At 70.5% G+C, this 19583-nt stretch carries 18 protein-coding genes and 1 pseudogene; 14 read left to right on the top strand and 5 right to left on the bottom strand.

All coding sequences use genetic code 11. From position 1 onward, the window contains the following. Positions 1-108: 108 nt before the first annotated feature. The 7 genes from JHN45_RS01550 to JHN45_RS54300 all read left to right on the top strand — a co-directional run bounded on the left by JHN45_RS01550 (position 109) and on the right by JHN45_RS54300 (position 8672). Positions 109-786, top strand: a complete 678-nt coding sequence (locus JHN45_RS01550; RefSeq protein WP_200686341.1) for a FadR/GntR family transcriptional regulator — start codon at positions 109-111, stop codon at positions 784-786. After that, positions 783-2246, top strand: a complete 1464-nt coding sequence (locus JHN45_RS01545) for an amino acid permease (RefSeq protein ID WP_201047672.1) — start codon at positions 783-785, stop codon at positions 2244-2246. Before JHN45_RS01550 ends, JHN45_RS01545 begins: the two co-directional genes overlap by 4 nt. 31 nt (positions 2247-2277) lie before the next feature. After that, a complete protein-coding gene (locus JHN45_RS01540; RefSeq protein ID WP_200708774.1) occupies positions 2278-3297 on the top strand; it encodes an asparaginase in 1020 nt (339 codons plus the stop codon). 99 nt (positions 3298-3396) lie between these two features. Further along, the gene (gene aspA / locus JHN45_RS01535; protein ID WP_201047671.1) at positions 3397-4806 is read left to right on the top strand and encodes an aspartate ammonia-lyase; all 1410 of its coding nucleotides are present in this window, start codon (positions 3397-3399) and stop codon (positions 4804-4806) included. Between the two features lie 35 nt (positions 4807-4841). Next, positions 4842-5774 carry a glutaminase gene (locus JHN45_RS01530; protein WP_201047670.1) on the top strand — a complete coding sequence of 311 codons (933 nt, stop codon included), beginning with the start codon at positions 4842-4844 and terminating at the stop codon, positions 5772-5774. Positions 5775-5898: 124 nt separating this feature from the next. Next, on the top strand, positions 5899-7293 hold the full coding sequence (gene mptB, locus JHN45_RS01525) for a polyprenol phosphomannose-dependent alpha 1,6 mannosyltransferase MptB (protein WP_200708771.1): 1395 nt from the start codon (positions 5899-5901) through the stop codon (positions 7291-7293). After that, positions 7290-8672, top strand: coding sequence for a glycosyltransferase 87 family protein (locus tag JHN45_RS54300; RefSeq protein WP_201047669.1), 1383 nt, complete (start codon positions 7290-7292; stop codon positions 8670-8672). The genes mptB and JHN45_RS54300 overlap by 4 nt, the downstream gene beginning before the upstream one ends. Positions 8673-8731: 59 nt before the next feature. Here the strand turns inward: JHN45_RS54300 and JHN45_RS01515 are convergent. From JHN45_RS01515 to JHN45_RS01505, 3 genes and pseudogenes are all read right to left on the bottom strand, one after another. Next, positions 8732-9478, bottom strand: a pseudogene (locus JHN45_RS01515) (D-alanyl-D-alanine carboxypeptidase family protein); the annotation flags it as partial. 204 nt (positions 9479-9682) lie between these two features. After that, on the bottom strand, positions 9683-10822 hold the full coding sequence (gene rho / locus JHN45_RS01510) for a transcription termination factor Rho (protein ID WP_201047668.1): 1140 nt from the start codon (positions 10820-10822) through the stop codon (positions 9683-9685). Positions 10823-11109: 287 nt separating this feature from the next. Then, complete coding sequence (locus tag JHN45_RS01505) at positions 11110-11937, bottom strand: class I SAM-dependent methyltransferase (protein WP_201047667.1); 828 nt, start codon at positions 11935-11937, stop codon at positions 11110-11112. A 167-nt stretch (positions 11938-12104) separates the two neighbouring features. On the opposite strand from JHN45_RS01505, the gene JHN45_RS01500 reads away from it, so the two are divergent. The 6 genes from JHN45_RS01500 (at position 12105) to JHN45_RS01475 (ending at position 17211) form a co-directional block, all read left to right on the top strand. Continuing rightward, positions 12105-12875, top strand: coding sequence for an SDR family NAD(P)-dependent oxidoreductase (locus JHN45_RS01500; protein ID WP_200708767.1), 771 nt, complete (start codon positions 12105-12107; stop codon positions 12873-12875). Between the two features lie 6 nt (positions 12876-12881). Beyond that, a complete protein-coding gene (locus JHN45_RS01495) occupies positions 12882-13295 on the top strand; it encodes a VOC family protein (RefSeq protein ID WP_200708766.1) in 414 nt (137 codons plus the stop codon). Positions 13296-13324: 29 nt separating this feature from the next. Next, the gene (locus tag JHN45_RS01490; RefSeq protein ID WP_234467469.1) at positions 13325-14839 is read left to right on the top strand and encodes an MFS transporter; all 1515 of its coding nucleotides are present in this window, start codon (positions 13325-13327) and stop codon (positions 14837-14839) included. Positions 14840-14981: 142 nt separating this feature from the next. Further along, on the top strand, positions 14982-15620 hold the full coding sequence (locus JHN45_RS01485) for a YciI family protein (protein WP_200708764.1): 639 nt from the start codon (positions 14982-14984) through the stop codon (positions 15618-15620). Between the two features lie 2 nt (positions 15621-15622). Further along, positions 15623-15964: a YciI family protein gene (locus tag JHN45_RS01480; protein WP_200708763.1), complete on the top strand. Its 342-nt coding sequence runs from the start codon at positions 15623-15625 to the stop codon at positions 15962-15964. Beyond that, positions 15961-17211 carry an RNA polymerase sigma factor gene (locus JHN45_RS01475; RefSeq protein WP_201047666.1) on the top strand — a complete coding sequence of 417 codons (1251 nt, stop codon included), beginning with the start codon at positions 15961-15963 and terminating at the stop codon, positions 17209-17211. Before JHN45_RS01480 ends, JHN45_RS01475 begins: the two co-directional genes overlap by 4 nt. Here the strand turns inward: JHN45_RS01475 and JHN45_RS01470 are convergent. Beyond that, complete coding sequence (locus JHN45_RS01470) at positions 17208-17690, bottom strand: MarR family winged helix-turn-helix transcriptional regulator (RefSeq protein WP_200708761.1); 483 nt, start codon at positions 17688-17690, stop codon at positions 17208-17210. The two genes, JHN45_RS01475 and JHN45_RS01470, sit on opposite strands and share 4 nt — an antisense overlap. A 127-nt stretch (positions 17691-17817) precedes the next feature. Between JHN45_RS01470 and JHN45_RS01465 the strand changes: the two genes are divergently transcribed. Continuing rightward, positions 17818-18783 carry a zinc-binding alcohol dehydrogenase family protein gene (locus JHN45_RS01465; protein WP_201047665.1) on the top strand — a complete coding sequence of 322 codons (966 nt, stop codon included), beginning with the start codon at positions 17818-17820 and terminating at the stop codon, positions 18781-18783. A 29-nt stretch (positions 18784-18812) separates the two neighbouring features. Here JHN45_RS01465 and JHN45_RS01460 read toward each other — a convergent pair whose 3' ends face one another. Then, a complete protein-coding gene (locus JHN45_RS01460; RefSeq protein WP_201047664.1) occupies positions 18813-19583 on the bottom strand; it encodes an SDR family NAD(P)-dependent oxidoreductase in 771 nt (256 codons plus the stop codon).

Here is a 19583-nt window from a genome sequence, read left to right as displayed (position 1 = left end):
TTTTCTTTTCCGACCGCTTGACAGCACTGTCCCGTCACCCGCAGGATCACGTCCGTGAACCTGTCAGACAGCCAGACAGGTGGAGTCGGACCGCGGCGCGTCAGCGCCATGGAAGCGGTGCTCGTCCACCTCCGCGGCGCCATCGAGCGCGGCGACTACGCCATCGGCGACAAGCTGCCCTCCGAGGCCGAGCTGTGCCGCACCCTGGAGATCAGCCGACCCGTGCTCCGCGAGGCCCTGCGGGCCCTGCAGACCATGGGCCTGACCGTCTCCAAGACCGGCAAGGGCACCTTCGTGGTCGCCAACGCCGTGGAGGACCCCACCTTCGGCGACTACGCGGCCAGCGACCTGCTGGAAGTGCGCCGCCACGTCGAGATCCCGGTCGCCGGGTACGCGGCACTTCGCCGCACCCCGGAGAACCTGGACCACCTGGCCCACCTCCTGGACCGCATGGAACAGGAGACGGACACCACCGCGTGGGTCGCGATGGACACCCTCTTCCACCTCGCCGTGGCGGAGGCCGCGCAGAACCCGGTGTTCCGCCGGGTGATCGAGGAGATCCGCGACGCGCTGGCCCGCCAGTCCGCGTTCCTCAACGAACTCGGCGGCCGGCGCGAGCAGTCCAACCGCGAGCACCGGGCGATCGTCGAGGCGCTGATCGACGGCAGCGAGCCGGACGCCGTCGAGGCCATGTCCCACCACCTCGACCGGGTCGAGACGACCCTCACCGACATCGTGCGCCCCGCGCGCACGGACACCCCCACGGAAGGCGGACCCGAGGCGTGAGCGAGCAGTCCCTTCACGACAGTGAGCAGCCCCTGCACAACGGCGTGCAGAAACGATCCGGCCATGTCGACGCCGGAGACGCCGGCTACAGCAAGTCCCTCAAGTCCCGGCACGTCAACATGATCGCCATCGGCGGCGCGATCGGCACCGGCCTCTTCCTCGGCGCGGGCGGTCGCCTGGCCGATGCCGGCCCCTCCCTCTTCATCGCGTACGCGGTCTGCGGCCTCTTCGCCTTCCTCGTCGTCCGCGCCCTCGGCGAACTCGTCCTCTACCGGCCCTCGTCCGGCGCCTTCGTGTCGTACGCCCGTGAGTTCCTCGGCGAGAAAGGCGCGTACATAGCGGGCTGGATGTACTTCCTGAACTGGGCCACCACCGGCATCGCCGACATCACCGCGGTGGCCGTGTACACCCACTACTGGGGCATGTTCTCCGACATCCCTCAATGGTTGATCGCATTGATCGCCCTCGCGGTCGTATTGACGGTCAACTTGATCTCTGTACGGCTCTTCGGCGAGCTGGAGTTCTGGTTCGCGATCATCAAGGTCAGCGCGCTCGTCGTCTTCATGCTGATCGGCATCTTCCTGCTGGCCACCCAGCACCAGGTCGACGGCACGACCCCAGGACCGTCCCTGATCACCGACAACGGCGGCATCTTCCCCAACGGCATGCTGCCCATGCTCCTGATCATCCAGGGCGTCGTCTTCGCCTACGCCTCCGTCGAACTCGTCGGCGTCGCCGCGGGCGAGACCGAGAACCCCGAGAAGATCATGCCGAAGGCGATCAACTCGATCATGTGGCGCGTCGGCCTCTTCTACGTCGGCTCGGTGCTCCTGCTTTCGATGCTGCTGCCCTGGAACAAGTACAGCGCCGGCCAGAGCCCCTTCGTCACCGTGCTGTCGCACATCGGCATCCCGGCGGCGGGCGGCGTCATGAACCTCGTCGTCCTCACCGCGGCCATGTCCTCGCTCAACTCCGGCCTCTACTCCACCGGCCGCATCCTCCGCTCCATGGCGATGTCCGGCTCCGCCCCCAAGTTCACCTCGGTCATGAGCCGCAGCCAGGTCCCCTACGGCGGCATCCTGCTCACCAGCGGCATCTGCGTCCTCGGCGTCGGCCTCAACTACGTCGTCCCTGCGGACGCGTTCGAGATCGTCCTCAACTTCGCGGCGATCGGCATCCTCGCCACCTGGGGCATGATCATGCTCTGCCACTTCCTCTTCTGGCGGAAGACCGAGAAGGGCGAACTCACCCGGCCCAGCTACCGGTTGCCGGGTTCCCCCTGGACCGAACTCGTGACGCTGGCCTTCCTCGCCTCCGTCCTGGTCCTCATGTACGCCGACGGCGGCGCCGGACGCACCACCGTCCTGTGTCTCCCGCTGATCGCCGCCGCGCTGGTCGCCGGATGGTTCGCCGTCCGCCGCCGCGTGGCGAGCACGTCCACCACCGCACCCGACGCGTGAGACCCACGCCGTCCTGACCTGACAGGCAGTGATGTACAGCAGTCCCCTCGCGGACCCACCCCTCATCCGTGAACCCCTCCACGCACCCGTCGCCCACCTCATACGCGGCGGAATGATCGAGGGCATCCACTACGGCTCCGTCGTCGTCCTCGACGCCGACGGCCAGGTCCAGCTCCAACTCGGCGACATCGAGGCCGCGTTCTACCCGCGCTCGGCGATCAAGCCCGTCCAGGCCGTCGCCATGGTGCGGGCGGGACTGCCGCTCGACGGCGAACTGCTCTCGCTCGCCGCCGCCAGCCACTCCGGCGAGGAACGCCACCTCGCCGGGACCCGGCGCATCCTCGAACTCGCCGGGCTGACCGAGGACGATCTGCGCAACGTTCCGGATCTGCCCTTCGACCCCGTTGTTCGTGATGCGTGGGTCCGTGAAGGGCGGGCCCCGTCGCGGCTCGCGCAGAACTGTTCCGGGAAGCACGCGGCGATGTTGTACGTGTCGAAGCTCAATGGCTGGTCCCTCGACGACTATCTCGACCCCGCGCACCCGCTTCAGCAGGCGATCGCGGAGATCGTCGAGGATCTCACCGGGCAGCGGATCGCTCGGGTGAGTGTGGATGGGTGCGGGGCTCCGCTGTTCTCCATCTCGTTGCACGGGCTTGCTCGGGCCGTCTCGCGGATTACCACCGCTGCGCCCGGTACGCCCGAGGCTCGGGTCGCTGACGCGATGCGGGAGTTCGCCGAGATGGCGTCCGGGTCCGGGCGGGATGTGGCCGCGTTGATGCGGGCCGTTCCCGGGCTGTTGGCCAAGGACGGGTTCGAGGGTGTTGAGGTTGCCGCGTTGCCTGATGGGCGGGCGGTCGCGGTGAAGATCGCGGATGGGGCCAATCGGGCGCGTGTGCCGGTGGCTGCCGCCGGGCTTGCTCGGGCTGGCGTTGATCCGGTTCAGCTTGCCGAGTTCGCGGGGGAGTCGTTGCTGGGGGGTGGGGAGCCGGTCGGTTGTGTGCGGCCTGTGCGTGCATTGGACCCGGTGTCGCCGTTGTCTGCGTGTGCCTAGATCGGTTGTTGGGTCGCTGCGGGCCGGTTGTGGCTGGTCGCGCAGTTCCCCGCGCCCCTGAAGGGGCGCTCACCTGAACCCATTTGGAGAGTGAACCCTATGACCGTTGCCGTTCGCCGCGAACATGATCTGCTCGGGGACCGGGATGTGCCCGCCTCCGCCTATTGGGGTGTTCACACCCTGCGGGCCACGGAGAACTTCCCCATCACCGGGACGCCGATCTCCGTCTATCCGCACTTGATCAATGCTCTTGCCGCCGTCAAGGAAGCCGCCGCTCTCGCCAATGAGGAGTTGGGGCTGCTGTCGGCGGAGAAGACGGCCGCCATTGTCGGCGCCTGTCGGGAGATTCGGGGCGGGAGGCTGCACGACCAGTTCGTCGTGGACGTGGTGCAGGGTGGGGCCGGGACCTCCACCAACATGAACGCCAACGAGGTGGTCGCCAACCGGGCGTTGGAGTTGTTGGGGCACGGCAAGGGGGAGTACCAGTACCTGCACCCCAATGAGGACGTCAACCTCGGTCAGTCGACCAATGACGTGTATCCGACCGCGGTCAAGATCGCGACAGTCTTCGCCGTCCACGGGTTGATCGCGTCAATGGTTGTTCTTCAGGACGCGTTCGCCCGTAAGGCCGTCGAGTTCCGTGATGTGCTCAAGATGGGCCGTACACAGTTGCAGGACGCGGTACCGATGACGCTCGGTCAAGAGTTCTCGGCGTACGCGGTCATGATTGACGAGGACCGTCAACGTCTTGACGAGGCCGTCCAGTTGATCCATGAGATCAACCTGGGGGCCACGGCCATCGGGACCGGACTCAATGCGCCGGCCGGGTATGCGGAGTCGGCGCGCCGGCACCTCGCCGAGATCACCGGGCTGCCGCTCGTGACGGCGGCCAACCTGGTCGAGGCCACGCAGGACTGCGGGGCGTTCGTGCAGATGTCGGGTGTGCTGAAGCGGGTCGCGGTCAAGCTCTCCAAGAGCTGCAACGATCTGCGGCTGCTGTCCTCGGGGCCGCGCGCGGGGCTCGGGGAGATCAACCTGCCGCCGGTGCAGGCCGGTTCGAGCATCATGCCCGGCAAGGTCAACCCGGTGATCCCCGAGGTCGTCAACCAGGTCGCCTTCGAGGTGATCGGCAACGACGTCACCATCACGATGGCCGCCGAGGCCGGACAGCTCCAGCTCAACGCGTTCGAGCCGATCATCCTGCACTCGCTGTCGGAGAGCATCACGCATCTGCGGGCCGCCTGCCTCACGCTGGCCGAGCGGTGCGTGGACGGCATCACCGCCAACACCGAGGCGCTGCGCTCGAGCGTGGAGAACTCCATCGGTCTGGTGACCGCACTGAACCCGCACATCGGGTACACGGCCGCCACCGACATCGCCAAGGAGGCCCTCGCCTCCGGCCGGGGCGTGGCCGAACTCGTCCTGGAGAAGGGCCTGTTGCCCGCCGAGACCCTCGCGGCCCTGCTGCGGCCCGAGGTCCTGGCCGGCACCGGTCCCGTGGCCGTCTGACCGCGGACGCGCACCAGGACCGGCCCGGAGGCACAATGGTGATCATGTCCCCCTCGATGACCTTCCAGCCGGTCCTGGAGCGCATCGCCGGCGAGATCGAGCGGACCCCCGGCCGCGGCCGGCCCGCCGACTACATCCCGGCGCTCGCCGCCTGCGACCCGCGCAGCTTCGGCATGGCCGTCGCGGAACTGGACGGCACGGTGTACGGCGTGGGGGACTGGCGGCAGCCGTTCTCCACGCAGTCCATCACCAAGGTCTTCACCCTCGCCCTCGACCTGGCCCGCGAGGGCGACGAACTCTGGGAACACGTGGGCCGCGAGCCCTCCGGCAACCCCTTCAACTCCCTTGTCCAGCTGGAGTACGAGAGCGGCATCCCGCGCAACCCGTTCATCAACGCGGGCGCGCTCGTCGTCACCGACCGGCTGCAGACCCGTACCGGCGACGCGGCGGGCGAACTGCTGGCCTTCCTGCGCGCGGAGAGCGGCAACGCGAGCCTCGACTTCGACAAGGAGGTCGCCGCCTCCGAGTCCGCCCACGGCGACCGCAACGCGGCCCTCGCCCACTTCATGAAGTCCTACGGGAACATCGACAACGAGGTGCCCGTCCTCCTCGACCAGTACTTCCGGCAGTGCTCCATCATGGCGTCCTGCGCCGACCTCGCCCTCGCGGCCGGTTTCCTGGCCCGGCACGGCAGCCGCGCCGACGGAACCCGGCTGCTCACCCTCACCCAGGCCAAGCAGGTCAACGCGGTGATGCTGACGTGCGGGACGTACGACGCGGCGGGCGAGTTCGCCTACCGGGTGGGCCTGCCCGGCAAGAGCGGAGTGGGCGGCGGGATCATCGCCATCGTGCCGGGCCGGTGCACCCTCGCCGTGTGGAGCCCGGGGCTCGACGAGCGGGGGAACTCGGTGGCCGGTGTGGCCGCGCTGGACCGCTTCACGACGCTCACCGGGGTGTCGGTGTTCTGACGGACAGGGATAACTGACGGGTGTCCAGGCCCGATCACACGGAGGTCACGCGCAGTCCGCCGCACGGTGAGCGGGGCGTCGCTTTCCCGCCATCCGGCGTTGACACGCTGAACGAGTGTTGGCCATGGCTTTTCCCGTCGATCTCCGCCGCTGCCAGGTACTCGGTCTGGCCGGTACCGCCGTCCTCGCGCTGGGCGGCGAGACGGCCGGAGCACTTCCGTCCGCCGACCTCTTCTCCCCGGCCTCCGCACAGGCCGCGCTGGGGCTGGTCGGGGTCTACTTCGGTGTCGTCCTGCTGATAGCGGCCTGGCTGCTGCTGGGCAAGCTGATCCGCAGCGCCGAACCGCCGACCCCGCGCTCCCTGCTGCTGGTCCTCGCCGTGTGGGCGGCCCCGCTGCTGCTCGCGCCGCCGCTGTTCAGCCGGGACGTGTACAGCTATCTCGCGCAGGGCGCCATGGTCGACGCCCACATGGACGTCTACGCGCACGGCCCCGCCGCGCTCGGCGGCCCCCTCGCCGACGAGGTCGCCCCCCTGTGGCAGCACACCGGGGCACCGTACGGCCCGGTGTTCCTCGCCCTGGCCTCGGGGCTGTCCGGACTGACCCGGGGCCAACTCCCCGCCGGACTCTTCGGGATGCGGCTCGTCGCCCTGCTCGGGGTGGGTCTCATGGCCGCCGCCCTGCCCCGGCTCGCCCGGCAGTGCGGCGCGGACCCGGCCGCCGCGCTCTGGCTGGGCGCCCTCAACCCGCTGGTGCTGCTGCACCTGGTCGCGGGCGCGCACAACGACGCGATCATGCTCGGGCTGCTCGGCACAGGCCTGGTCGCGGCGCGCGGCCGGTGGCCGATCCTGGGCGCCGTACTCGTCACGCTCGCCGCTCTCGTCAAGGCACCCGCCGCGCTCGGGCTCGCCGCGGTCGTACTGCTCCAGATCCGCGCGGGCCGCAGCCCCGCCAAGGCCGTCACGACGACCGTCGTCGCGTCCGCGGTCACCACGGTCGCCGCCACGGCCGTCGCGGGCACGGGCTACGGCTGGATAGGCGCCCTCGACACACCCGTCTCGGCCCACAACTGGGCCCTCACCAGCCTCCTCGGCCGCGCCACCGGCGCCCTCCTGGAACACCTCGGCAGCGGTCTCGCCCCCTTCGCGATCCCGGCCTGGCACGCGCTCGGACTCGCGGTCACCGGCGCGGCCATCCTCGCCATATGGTTCCGCCTGCGCCCCAGCCCGGTCTACGCGCTCGGCCTGAGCCTCGCGGTGGTGGCCGCCTTCGGCCCGGCGATCCGCCCCTGGTACGCCCTGTGGGGTCTCTTCCTCATCGCCGCCGCCGCGCCCAGCACGTCCGTACGGCACCGGGTGGCCGCCGTGACCGGCGTCCTGGCCCTCGCGGTTCTCCCGAGCGGCGGCCCCGCCGACATCGGACAACTCGTGCTGGCCGTCTCCGGGGGTGTCCTCGCGATCGTCGTCCTGTGGCAGGCCCGCCAGGCGGCGGAAGCCCCGGCCCTGGGACGTACGGCATGAGAACACCCGCCACCGACCGCGGCCGGATCCTCCTGGTGCTGGCCCTCGCCACCACCGTGACCGTGTTCACCGCGACGGTCCCACTGCTGCGCGACTGGTTCGACCTGCGCGTCTACTACGGCACCGTCCACACCTGGCTCCACCACGGCGGCCGGATCTACGACTACCACGTGCCCGGCACGACCTACGGCTTCACCTACCCGCCGTTCGCCGCCGTCAGCATGGCCCCGATGGGCTACCTCGGACTCGGCGGCGCGATCACCGCCGCGCTGGTCCTCAACCTGGCGGCCCTCGCCGTCGTGCTGCGCATCCTGGCCGGTCCCGGATGGCGGCGCTACGGCTGGTTCGGGTGGGCGCTGGTGGCCTGCGGACTCGCGCTGTTCGAGCCGTTGCGCGACACCTTCAGCTTCGGGCAGGTCAACCTCCTGCTGCTGGCCCTCGTCCTCGGCGACGGCTGGCTGCTCTCCACCGGCCGGGGCCGCTGGGCGGGCGTCGGCATCGGCCTCGCGGCGGCCATCAAGCTCACGCCGGCGCTCTTCATCGGCCTGCTGCTGGTGGCCAGACGCTGGAAGGCCGCCGCGGTGGCGACGGCCGTGGCGCTCGCGGCGACCGGGCTCGCGGCCCTGGTGGTCCCGAGTGCCTCGAAGTTCTACTGGACCCAGGCGATGTGGGACACCACCCGCGTGGGCCGCCTCGACTACGTCTCCAACCAGTCCCTGCAAGGCGTCCTGGCCCGCCTCGGCGAGACCGGCCGCCCGCTGTGGGCGACGGCCGTCCTGCTCGTGCTGTGCGTCTGGGCGGTGCGGGTACGCCGTGCGGTCGTCGCGGGGGACTGGACGGCCGCCTTCGCGCTGACCGGGCTGACCGCGTGTCTGATCAGCCCGATCACCTGGGTGCACCATCTCGTGTGGCTGCTGCCCTCGTTCGCCGTGCTGGTCCGCGCGGGGCACCGGCGGACCGCGTTCGCCCTGTACGCGGTGATGTGCACCAGCGTCGTGTGGCTGTGGTTCGACGACTCCTCGGGCATCGACGGCTTTCTCGGCAGCAACACGTACACCTGGGTCACGCTCGGCCTGCTGCTATGGCTGCCGACCGGTCAGGCCCCTGGGAGCCGGCGGCTCTTGAACCGCAACGCCAGCACGACCGCTGCCGCGCCGAGCACGGCGGCCCCGGCGACCGCGGCCGTCTCCGCCCAGCCCGGACCGTCGTCGTCCGCCGCCGCGGTCACCGCCGCCACCGGTACGGCTGCGGGACCCGGCCTCGGGCTCGTCCGCAACGCGTCCAGCGAACCCACCGGATCGACCCGCCCGGCCGCCGCGAAACCCCAGTCGAGCAGCTCGCGCGCCTCCTCGTACACCGTGAAGCCGCCGCCCGCCTGAGGGTTCATCACCGTGACGACGAGCGACCGCCCGTCCCGACGCGCCGCCGCGACCAGCGTGTTGCCCGCGTGGGTGGTGTAGCCGTTCTTGACACCGATGAGCCCCGGATACGGCTCGACGCCGTCGTTGCCGGTCAGCAGCCGGTTGGTGTTCTGGATCGCGTACGACGATCCGTCACCCGGGAACTCGGCCTCGGCGGTGGAGCAGTACCGCGCGAAGTCCGCGTTGCGCAGTCCGGCCCGGCCGAACACCGCGAGGTCGAAGGCGGAGGACACCTGGCCGTCGGTGTCGTAGCCGTCCGGCGAGATGACATGCGTGTCGAGCGCGCCCAAAGAGCGCGCCTTGGCCTGCATCCGGGCGGCCGTGACGTCCCAGCCGCCGTTGAGGGCGGCCAGGACGTGCACGGCGTCGTTCCCGGAGTTGAGGAAGACCCCGCGCCACAGGTCGGCGACGCGGTAGGTGTGGCCCGCCTCGACCCCGACCAGGCTGCTGCCCTCGCCGATGCCGGCCAGGTCCTGTTCGCTGACGCGGTGCCGGAGCCCTCCGGGCAGGTTGGGGAGGACGGTCAGGGCGAAGAGGGTCTTCAGAGTGCTGGCGGGTGGGAGTCTGCGGTGGGCGTCGTGGGCGGCCAGTACCTCGCCGGTACGGGCGTCTGCGACGAGCCAGGACAGGGCGGAGACGTCCGGGAGTTGGGGGGCGCCGGGGTGGAGGTGGACCTGGGTGCTGGGATCCGGCCCGGTGTTGGCTGTCGCCGCGGTGGGGGTGAACGCGAGGATGCCTGTGAGGCACAGGGCGCAGGCCGACATGGCGATCCGGGGTGAGAATCCGATTGTCATACCGGCAAACGTAGGAACGGAGTCGTCGTAGACGGCGATGGCGGGGCCGGGCGGGGTGAGTGTGCACCCGGATGCGCTAGTGATTTGTCTGCGGGCCCGGTCGGGGCTGGTCGCGCCCACGCGGCGGAGCCGCATATCGATACAGCCCCGCGCCCCTAAGGGCGGCGGCTCGGGTCAGTTTGACGGCAGCGTCGGCTGGATGCGGCGCAGGAACGTCGCGTTGTCCGGGGTCTCTCGCATGCGCTCCAGCAGGGTTTCCGTGCTGCCCTGGCCGTCCCTGTTCTGCAGGACGCGGCGCAGGCCCCGTACCGCCGTCAACTCGGCCGGAGTGAGCAGGAGTTCCTCGCGGCGGGTGCCGGACGGGTTGATCTCGACGGCCGGGAAAACCCGGCGGGAGGCCAGCTCGCGGCTGAGGCGGAGCTCCATGTTGCCGGTGCTCTTCAGCTCCTCGAAGTAGAAGTCGTCGGCACGGGAGCCGGTCTCGACCAGGGCCGTCGCCAGAATGGTGAGCGAGCCGCCCTCCTCGGCGAGACGGGCGGCGCCGAAGAACTTCTTCGGGCCGATCAGCGCGGTCGCGTCGACACCGCCGCTGAGGGTACGGCCGCCGGAGGCCGCCGCGTTGTTGTGCGCCCGGCAGAGGCGGGTCAGGGAGTCGAGGAGGATCACCACGTCCTCGCCGGCCTCGACGAGCCGCTTGGCCCGTTCGATCACGAGCTCGGCCAGCGCGATGTGCTGCTTGGGGGCCTTGTCGAAGGTGGAGGCGTACACCTCGCCGCGCACGGAGCGCCGCATGTCGGTGACCTCCTCGGGCCGTTCGTCGAGCAGCACGACCATGAGGCGGGCCTCGGGGTGGTTGCCGGCGACGGCCGCCGCGATCTGCTGGAGCAGCACGGTCTTGCCGGTCTTGGGCGGGGCCACGATGAGTCCGCGCTGGCCCTTGCCGACGGGGGCGATGAGGTCGGCGACGCGTCCGGTGAGGCCGGCCGCCGGGTGTTCGAGGTGCAGCCGCTCGCGCGGGTGCAGCGGGGTGAGGTCGTGGAAGTGGCGTCGGCCGCGCAGTTCGTCGGGCGTACCGCCGTTGACGAACGCGACCTCGGTCAGGGCGCGCTGCCCGCCGCGGACGCCTTCCACGAGGTCGCCCTTGCGCAGGCCGTGACGGCGGATCAGCGCGGGGGAGACCTGGAGGTCGGTGGGCGAGGGCTGGCAGTTCAGCGCCCTCAGGTGCCCCTTCCCGTTGCCGTCGATGTCAAGGACACCGGTCGCGGTCTGGGTGCGGGGCTGTTCCTGTACGGGGGGTTCGAGTGTGGTGGTCATGATGGGTGGTCCTTTCAAGGACGGTTGCATGTGTCATGCGGAAGGAAGGGGGAGAAGCCGCAGAGGGAGGGCGCATGAGCGCGCCTCGGGGCGGCGGGAACATCACCTCGGGTGCGGCGGAAAAACGCCGGTCACGAAGTGGTGTGAAGAAGCCGTGTGCCGGTCGGGAATCGACGGGCCGGTCGGCGGAGAAGAAGTGGTGCTGGCACCGGCGCCCGGAACGGGGCGTACACAAGTGCTGACCGCACCGTAGCACACCCGGTGCGGTTCTGGATGTGAGGTGCGCCTCAGCGGCTCGCGAGGAGGCCGTAGAGGAGGGGGATCCGCGGCTCCGGCAGTCGCCACCAGCCGGTCGGGGTTCGCTCCATCCTCGGCCAGCGCGGCCACGGGAGTTCGTCGCTCTCGCGGAGCCTTCGGATGTTCAGTCCCGCTGTCGTCAACGCGTTGATGACCTCGTCTATTCCGTGCATCCACTCATAGCTGTCGGTCGCGTCCGCCACGGCCGGACCGTCGGTGTACGTGAACGTCGCGTCCCGGTGCACCGGACCGCCGCCGCCCAGGTAGTCGTGGCGCAGCAGGAGTTCCGGTCCCTCGCCCGGATGCGGCTTCGGGCCCAGGGAGTTGAGCAGGGGGTGGAACTCGACGATGTACAACAGGCCGCCGGGGCGCAGCAGTTGGGCGATCACGTCCGCCCAGCGCGGGAGGTCGGGCAGATAGCACAGGGCGCCCTTGCCGGTGTACACGACGTCGAACTGCCGTTGTCCCAGGGCCTCGACGGCGTCGTACACATTCGCCCGCACGTAGTCGACGTCGAGGCCCGCCTTCGCCGCGATGTCCGTCGCGGCCTTCACCGACGCCTCGGAGAAGTCGAGGCCGGTGGCGCGCGCACCGCGCTGCGCGAACGCGAGGGTCTCCGTGCCCAGGTGGCATTGGAGGTGGAGCACGTCACGGCCGGCCAGGTCGCCGAGGTCGTCCCACTCGAAGGCGGCGAACCAGCGGTCCGGGTCCGGGTCGCCGTCGAGGCCGTAGAAGCGGCTGGCGAGGTGGACGGGGGTGCGGGCGTCCCAGTTCGCCTGGTTGGCGCGCATCAGGCGGGCCTGGTCGTCGGTGCTCATGGGGACATCCTGCCGTGAAGCTGTGCACACTTCCCGGCTTCCCGCCTCATACCAGCCATACGAACCCCCGATGGCCCTTCGTCGACCCATTTCTTGTTCTGCTCAATGGCCGTACCTACGCTGCCACCACCGCACCACGGCGGCACGGGACAAGGGACTTGGCAATCATGGGTCGACTGGCCGGGAAAATCGCTTTCATCAGTGGAACGGGGGCAGGAATAGGGCGGGCCGCGGCGCAGATATTCGCGGCCGAGGGCGCCGAGGTTTTCGGCTGTGACATCGACGAGGACAGTGCGGCCGAGACCGTGGAACTCGTCGAAAAGGCCGGTGGAATCATGCGGTCCCTGGCACCCGTGGACCTGTCCACCCAGGACGGCGCCCGCGAGTGGATCGAGGCCGGGATAGCGGCCTTCGGCGGGATCGACATCCTCTACAACAACGCCTCCGCGCTGCGGAACGGCCCGTTCGAGACCATGCCCGCCGAGGACTGGTACTTCACCATCAAGAACGAACTGGACATCCCCTACTTCTGCACCCAGGCCGCCTGGCCGCACCTGATCGCCCGTGGTGGCGGGGCCGTCCTCAACGTCGCCTCCGTGGCCGCCGTACGCGGGGCGCCGTTCATGCCGATGGTGCCCCACGGAGCCGCCAAAGGCGGGGTGTTGGCGATGAGCATGCACCTGTGCGCGGCCGGCGCCCCGCACCGCATCCGCGTCAACACCATCGCCCCCGGCATGACCCGCACCTCCGCCACCGCGCCCTTCCTCGACGATCCGGACGGCCCCAAGGCCCAGTTGGAGGCGCGGATCCCGGTCGGACGGGTGGGACAGCCCGAGGACATCGCACGGGCCGCCGCCTTCCTCTGCTCCGACGAGGCGGCCTTCGTCAACGGCGCCAACCTCATGGTCGACGGCGGCGACAGCGCGATGGCGGGCTGAGCCGCCGTGACCGTCCGACTCGACCACGTGGGCGTCAACGTACGCGACCTGACCGCCCAAACCGCCTGGTACCAGGGGGCGTTCGGCCTGAAGACCGTCTTCGAGTTCCATCTCGAAGGGCCCGGTCTGAGGGGTGTCGTCCTGGAGCATCCGCGGGGCTGGCGCATCGAGCTGCTCGCCAGACCCGGCTCAGTCCCCGGCCTTCGCGCGCCGGACCCGATGACCGCCGTACTCACCGAGGGATACGGGCACTTCGCGGTCACCACCCCCGAACTCGATCCCGTCCACGAGGAGTTGTTGGCCCGTGGCGCGGGCGAGGTCATGGCACCCGGGCCGTCCCCCGAGCCCGGAGTGCGCATGGCCTGGGTCAGTGACCCCGAGGGAAATCTCATCGAACTCATAGAGAAAAACGCAGAGTGAGGGCACGCACGATGACGGATTCGATCTCCTTGAAAAGACTGGACCCCGGAACGCTCATAGCGTGCTGTCTCGCGGTCGCGGCGGCACAGTTGTGCATTACCGTTCCCTCGCCCATCAACGGGGAAATCCAGGCCGCATTCGGCGCCTCGGGTTCCCAGGTCGCCTGGGTCACCTCCGCCTTCATTCTCCCCACCGCGATTCTGGAACTGAATTTCGGTGTGGTGGGCGATCTCTTCGGCCGCAAGCGGCTGTTGGTGCTCGGCGGGCTCGTCCTGGCGCTCGGTGAACTGCTCAACGCCACCTCGCAGAACATCACCATGATGTGGACCGGGCAGGCCCTGGCCGGCATCGGCGCCGCCGCGCTCTTCCCCAGCTCCCTCGCGGTCATCGCGGCGGCCACACCGGACGGCAAGGACCGGGCGAAAGCCGTCTCCACCTGGGCGCTGTCGATCTCCCTGGCCTCCGCGCTCGGCCCGCTGTCCTCCGGGGTCCTCGCCACGGTCGCCGACTTCCGCTGGGCGTTCGTGCCGCCGGTCGCCCTCGGTCTGATCGTCGCCGTCGCCTCCTGGAAGCTCGTCACCGACTCCAAGGCGCCCGAGGGCCGCGCGCTGGACTGGCCCGGCCAGATCACCATCGCCATCGGCCTGACCGCCCTGCTCTGGGGCGTCATCGAGGGCGGCGACCGCGGCTGGGGCAGCGCGGCGATCGTGGGCTCGCTGACCCTGGCGGCCGTCGCGCTCGTCGGGTTCGTCGTCGCGGAGACCCGCGCGGCCTCCCCGATGTTCAACCTCGGCCTGCTGAAGATCCCCTCGTTCGCGGCGGCGGCCGTCGTCGCCCTGGCCGGCATGTTCGGCTTCATCGGCACCGCCTACTGCGTCTCGATCCGCCTCGGCGCGGTGATGCACCTGAGCCCGCTGCGGGCCGGAATGCCCTTCGTGATCCTCCAGTTGATCCCGCTGCTGCTGGCGCCGGTGCTCAGCCGGATGCTCACGAGGATCGACGCCCGCTGGCTGCTGATGGGCGGCCTGCTGCCCATGGCCGCCGGCCAGTTCTGGATCGCCGCACTGCCCATCACCACCACCTCCCTCGCCGCCTTCATCGGCCCGGTGCTGCTGCTCGGCGTCGGCTTCATCTGCGTGGTGTCCTCGCTGACCTCCGCCGCCGTGAACGCCGTACCGATCAACATGACCGGCATGGCAAGCGGCGCGACCAGCCTGGTCCGCGAGTTCGGCCAGGGACTCGGCCCGGCCGTCATCAGCACCATCGCGATGAGCGCCGCGTCCTCCGCCCTCGTCGGCAAGCTCAGCGGCGCCGACGCCGGGATGGAGAAGGCGGCCGGACCGCTCGCCGTCGTCAACGCGGGCAGCGCCTCGGCCAAGGCCGCCGCGCAGACCGCCCTCGGCCACGGCATGGCCATCGGCGTGGTGATCTGCGGCTGCGCCTCCCTGCTGGGCGCGGTCGTCACCCTGCTGCTGGTGCGCAAGAACACCGAACGCTCGACCGTGAACGCGGGGGAGCCGTCGGTGCAGGCGGCGACCGCGTAGGCCGTACGTCGTAGGAGGAGGCCGGGGCCCTGTCGCCCCGGCCTCTTCGTGTTTCCGAGGAAGTTTTCCGAAGGGGGTGTCGATCCGGCCCGGCCGTGTTCGTCGGTGGGGTGTAGGAAGCTCATGAGGACCGGGAGGATCCATGAAGTACATGCTGCTCGTGTGCGGCGACGACACCGCCGACGCCTCCGGTATGGCACCCGTCGAACCTTGGGTGGAGGAACTGGGCGACCGCGGCGTACGGCTGCACGGTCATCGGCTCGCCCTGCCCGCCGACGCCGTCACCGTAAGGGTGCGCGGCGGCGAGGTGCTCCGTACGGACGGGCCGTTCGCGGAGACCAAGGAGTACGTCGCCGGATTCGACATCCTGGAGTGCGACACCCTGGAGGAGGCCGTCGAGGCCGCCGCCAAGCACCCCGTGGCCACCATCGGCGCGATGGAGGTGCGCCCCTTCTGGCCGATGGACGGCGAGGAGGACGGCGAGACGCAGATCCGAGCCCTCGACGCCGAACGGCCCGGGACCGCCGCCTTCCGCAAGGCCGTGGAGGACGTCCTCGGGGGCGTGACCTGGCCGCTGACCCGCGAGGTGCTGGAGTTCCACGTCCACGTCGACGAGTCCGTCGCCTTCGGCCACGCCCTCGTCCGGCTGCGTGGCACCCGCACCGACGGCCGACCCCTGGACGACGTACTGCGCGTGACCACCGGCTACCGCAACACCGGACTGCGCTGGGAGATCATCCACGAGCACATCTCGCCCGCCACCGAGAAGACCGGGGAGTAGCCATGAAGTACGTCCTGCTGATCTGCACCCCCGTCGACGGCGAGGAACTCAGCCCCGCCGAGATCGCCGACGACCCCCGCTTCACCTCCTACATCGAGGAGGTCCGCGGCCGTGACCTGATGCGCGGCGGGGCCCGCCTGCGGCCGTCCTCCGACGCCACCACCGTCCGCGTCCAGGGCGACGAAGTCCTGCTCAGCGACGGGCCGTTCGTCGAGTCCAAGGAGTACGTCGCCGGCATCGACATCATCGAGGTCGCCGACCTGGACGAGGCGATCTCGCTCGCCTCCCGGCACCCCGCCGCGCTGGCCGGCGGCTCGGTCGAGGTGCGGCCGGTCTGGGAGTGAATGTGCCGGACGTCGAGGAGGCCGTCGCCGCCGCCTTCCGCGAAGAGTGGGGCCAGGTCGTCGCCACCCTGATCCGGGTGACCGGCGACTGGGACCTCGCCGAGGAGTGCGCGCAGGACGCCTTCGCCCAGGCGCTCGACCGGTGGCGGCGCGACGGAATCCCGCGCCGCCCCGGCGCCTGGCTGACCACCACGGCCCGCAACCGCGCCCTGGACGTCCTGCGCCGGGAGGCGGTCGGGGCGGCGAAACTCCGGGAGGTCGCGGTGCTGGGGCGGGACGAGGGACCGTACGACCCGGAGTACGACGGTGACGACAGCGGCGTCGAGGACGACCGGCTGCGGCTGCTCTTCACCTGCTGCCATCCCGCGCTGCCGATCGAGGCCCGGGTCGCCCTCACCCTGCGCACACTCGCGGGCCTGACCACCCCCGAGATCGCCCGCGCCTTCCTCGTCCCCGAGGCGACCATGGCGCAGCGGCTGGTGCGCGCCAAGAAGAAGATCCGCAACGCGGGCATCCCGTACCGGGTACCGCCCGCGCATCTGCTGCCCGAGCGCACGACGGGTGTGCTCGGCGTGGTCTACCTCCTCTTCAACGAGGGGTACGCGGCCACGTCAGGCGTCGACCTGGTCCGTACGAACCTGTGCGCGGAAGCCGTCCGACTGGCCCGTGTGCTGGCCCGGCTGATGCCGGACGAGCCCGAAGTGCTGGGCCTGCTCGCGCTGTTGCTGCTGCACGACGCCCGCCGTGGCACCCGGGTGGACACCGCCGGTGAACTCGTCACCCTGGAGGACCAGGACCGTACGGCCTGGGACCGGTCGGAGATCGACGAGGGCGCCGCGCTCCTGGAGACGGCCCTGCGCCGGGGCCGCCCCGGGCCGTACCAGATCCAGGCCGCCATCGCCGCCTGCCACACCACCGCACCCACCGCCGCCGACACCGACTGGGCCGATATCGCCGCCCTGTACGGCGAGTTGGAGCGCTTCGTGCCCTCGGCCGTGGTGCGCCTCAACCGCGCGGTGGCCGTCGGCATGGCCCAACACCCGGACGCGGGGCTGGAGTTGGTGGCCGAGTTGGAACGGTCGGGCGAACTGGCCGACTACCACCTCCTGCCCGCGACCCGCGCCGATCTGCTGCGCCGCAGCGGTCGTACGACCGAGGCGGCCGAAGCGTACGGGCGGGCGCTGGAGTTGGTGGCGAACGACGCGGAACGACGCTTCCTGGAACGGCGGTTGAGGTCTCTGTCCTAGTCCCGCTTCGTGCCCAGGTCGACCCCGTGGGCCTCGGCGTCGGCGGTCACGATCCTGGTCGCCAGATGTGACAGCCGTGCGCGGTCGGCCTCGGGCAGCGGCGCGGTGTACCTCTCGATCTGCTCGGCGAACCGCGCGGCGACCTGGGTCGCCATCTCGCGGCCCGTATCGGTGATCGACACCTGGAACGAGCGGCGGTCGACGGTACTGACCGTGCGCGTGACCAGCCCCCGGCGCTGCGCCCGGTCGACGAGGCCGGTGATCGAGGACTTGTCGAGGCCGAGGTGGCGGCCGAGCTGGTTCATCGTCGGTTCCCGATCCCGCAGGATCCCGAGCAGCCGGGTCTGGGTGAGCGACAGGTCGTACTCGCCGGCGATCCCGGCCAGAGCGTTCTGCACCAGGAACGACAACTGGGCGAGGGCGTCGACCAGGCCGAGGTCGTCGGGCGCCGGGGACTGCACGTCGTGCGGTGAGGTCATGACCGGGATCCTACTTGCAAAGGTACGTGGCACCTACTAATTTAATTGGTGCAACGTACTTTCTGTTCCACGTACTTTCCGTGTCGCGTACTTTCCGTGTCCCGCACCACAGCCGAGGAGAACTCTCATGGACGTCCATGCCGCCGTGGTCCGCTCGTTCGACGCCCCGCCCCGCTACGAGCCGTACGACCTGCCCGCCCCCACCGACGAGGACCAGGAACTCGTCGACGTCCTGGCCGTGGGCCTGCACCCCCGCGTGCGTACCGGCGCCTCGGGCAGCCACTACACCAGCACCGGAAAGCTGCCGATGGTGCCCGGAGTCGACGGGGTCGGCCGACGCGCGGACGGCCGGCTGGTGTACTTCGTCGCCGATGACGAACTGGCCGGCTCGATGGCCACCCGGACCGTCATCGACAGCCGCCGCAGCGTCCCGCTCCCCGACGGCGTGGACGTGGTGAAGATCGCCGCCGCGATGAACCCCGCGATGTCGTCCTGGGTGGCACTGCGCCGCCGCGTCCCGATCGAGGCCGGGCAGTCCGTACTGATCCTCGGCGCGACCGGCAACGCCGGCCAGATGGCCGTCCAGGTCGCCAAACGGCTCGGCGCCGGGCGGGTCGTCGGGGCGGGACGGGACCTGGCCCGCCTCGCGACCCTGCCGGGAATCGGCGCGGACGCGACCGTCGCGCTCACCGACGACGCCGACGCCACCGCGACGGAACTGGCCAAGGAAGCCGCCGAAGTCGACCTGGTCATCGACTACTTGTGGGGCAAGCCGGCCGGTGACGCGATCATGGCGCTGCTCCGGGCCCGCGCCGACCGCAGCCGCGCCCTGAACTGGATCCAGATCGGCTCCATGGCCGGCCCGACCCTCGAACTCCCGTCAGCCGCACTGCGTTCGGCGAACTTCCGGCTCCAGGGCAACGGCCAGGGCGCGGTGTCCACCAGGGCGTATCTGGAGCAACTCCCGTCTCTCGTCGAGGAGATCGAGAACGGTGGCATCGCGGTCACCGCCGCGCCGGTACCTCTCGCCGACGTCGAGAGCGCCTGGAACGCGCCCGAGGCTCCCGGCGTACGGACCGTCCTGGTGTCCTGAGACGGCCATGTCTTGTAGAGGGGCCGCCGTCACGAAGCGTCGAGCGCGTTCGTGATCGCCTTCACCCCGCCGTGCGCCGCGTACCCGCCGTCCACGGTGATCTCCGCGCCGTTGACGTACGACGCCTCGTCCGACAGCAGATAGACGACCAGCGGCGCCACCTCGTCCACCGTGCCCGCCCGGCCCTGCGGGGTCAGCGACAGGTGGGCCTGTACGAACACCGGGTTCGCGGACGCCATCAGCGGGGTCTCGATGTAGCCGGGGTGGATCACGTTCGTACGGATGCCGCGCGGTGCCAGCTCCAGCGCGGCCACCTTCGACAGCCCGCGCAGCGCCCACTTGCTCGCGGTGTACGCGACCGCGTGATGCGCGGTGAGACCCGCGACCGAGCCGACGTTCACGATGGACGAACCGGCCGGCATCAGCGGGCTGAGCGCCTGGATGCCGAGCAGCGCGCCGGTGGTGTTCACCGCGAACGCCCGGTTCCAGTCGGCGAGTTGGACGTCACCGAGCCGCGCCCGCATGGGGATGCCCGCGTTGTTGACGAGTCCGTGCACTTCGGTGAGGGAAGCCGCGAGGTCCGCCCAGTCGTCCTCGGACGACACGTCCAGGTGCCGATAGGTGACGTCCAGGCCGTCGGCGCGCAGGGACGCGGCGAGCTTCTCGCCCGTCTCGTCCAGGACGTCGGTCGCGACCACCGTCGCCCCCTCCCGGGCCGCGGCCGCCACCTCGGCGGCGCCCTGGCCCTGCGCGGCCCCGGTGACGACGACGGTACGACCGGCCAGACGCGTGCGGCTCAC

Origin of the sequence: Streptomyces sp. MBT53, from assembly GCF_016654115.1 — a bacterium.
Lineage (GTDB): Bacteria > Actinomycetota > Actinomycetes > Streptomycetales > Streptomycetaceae > Streptomyces.
The sequence above is the reverse complement of the archived record's forward strand: the minus strand, read 5'-3'. Positions and strand labels throughout refer to the sequence as shown.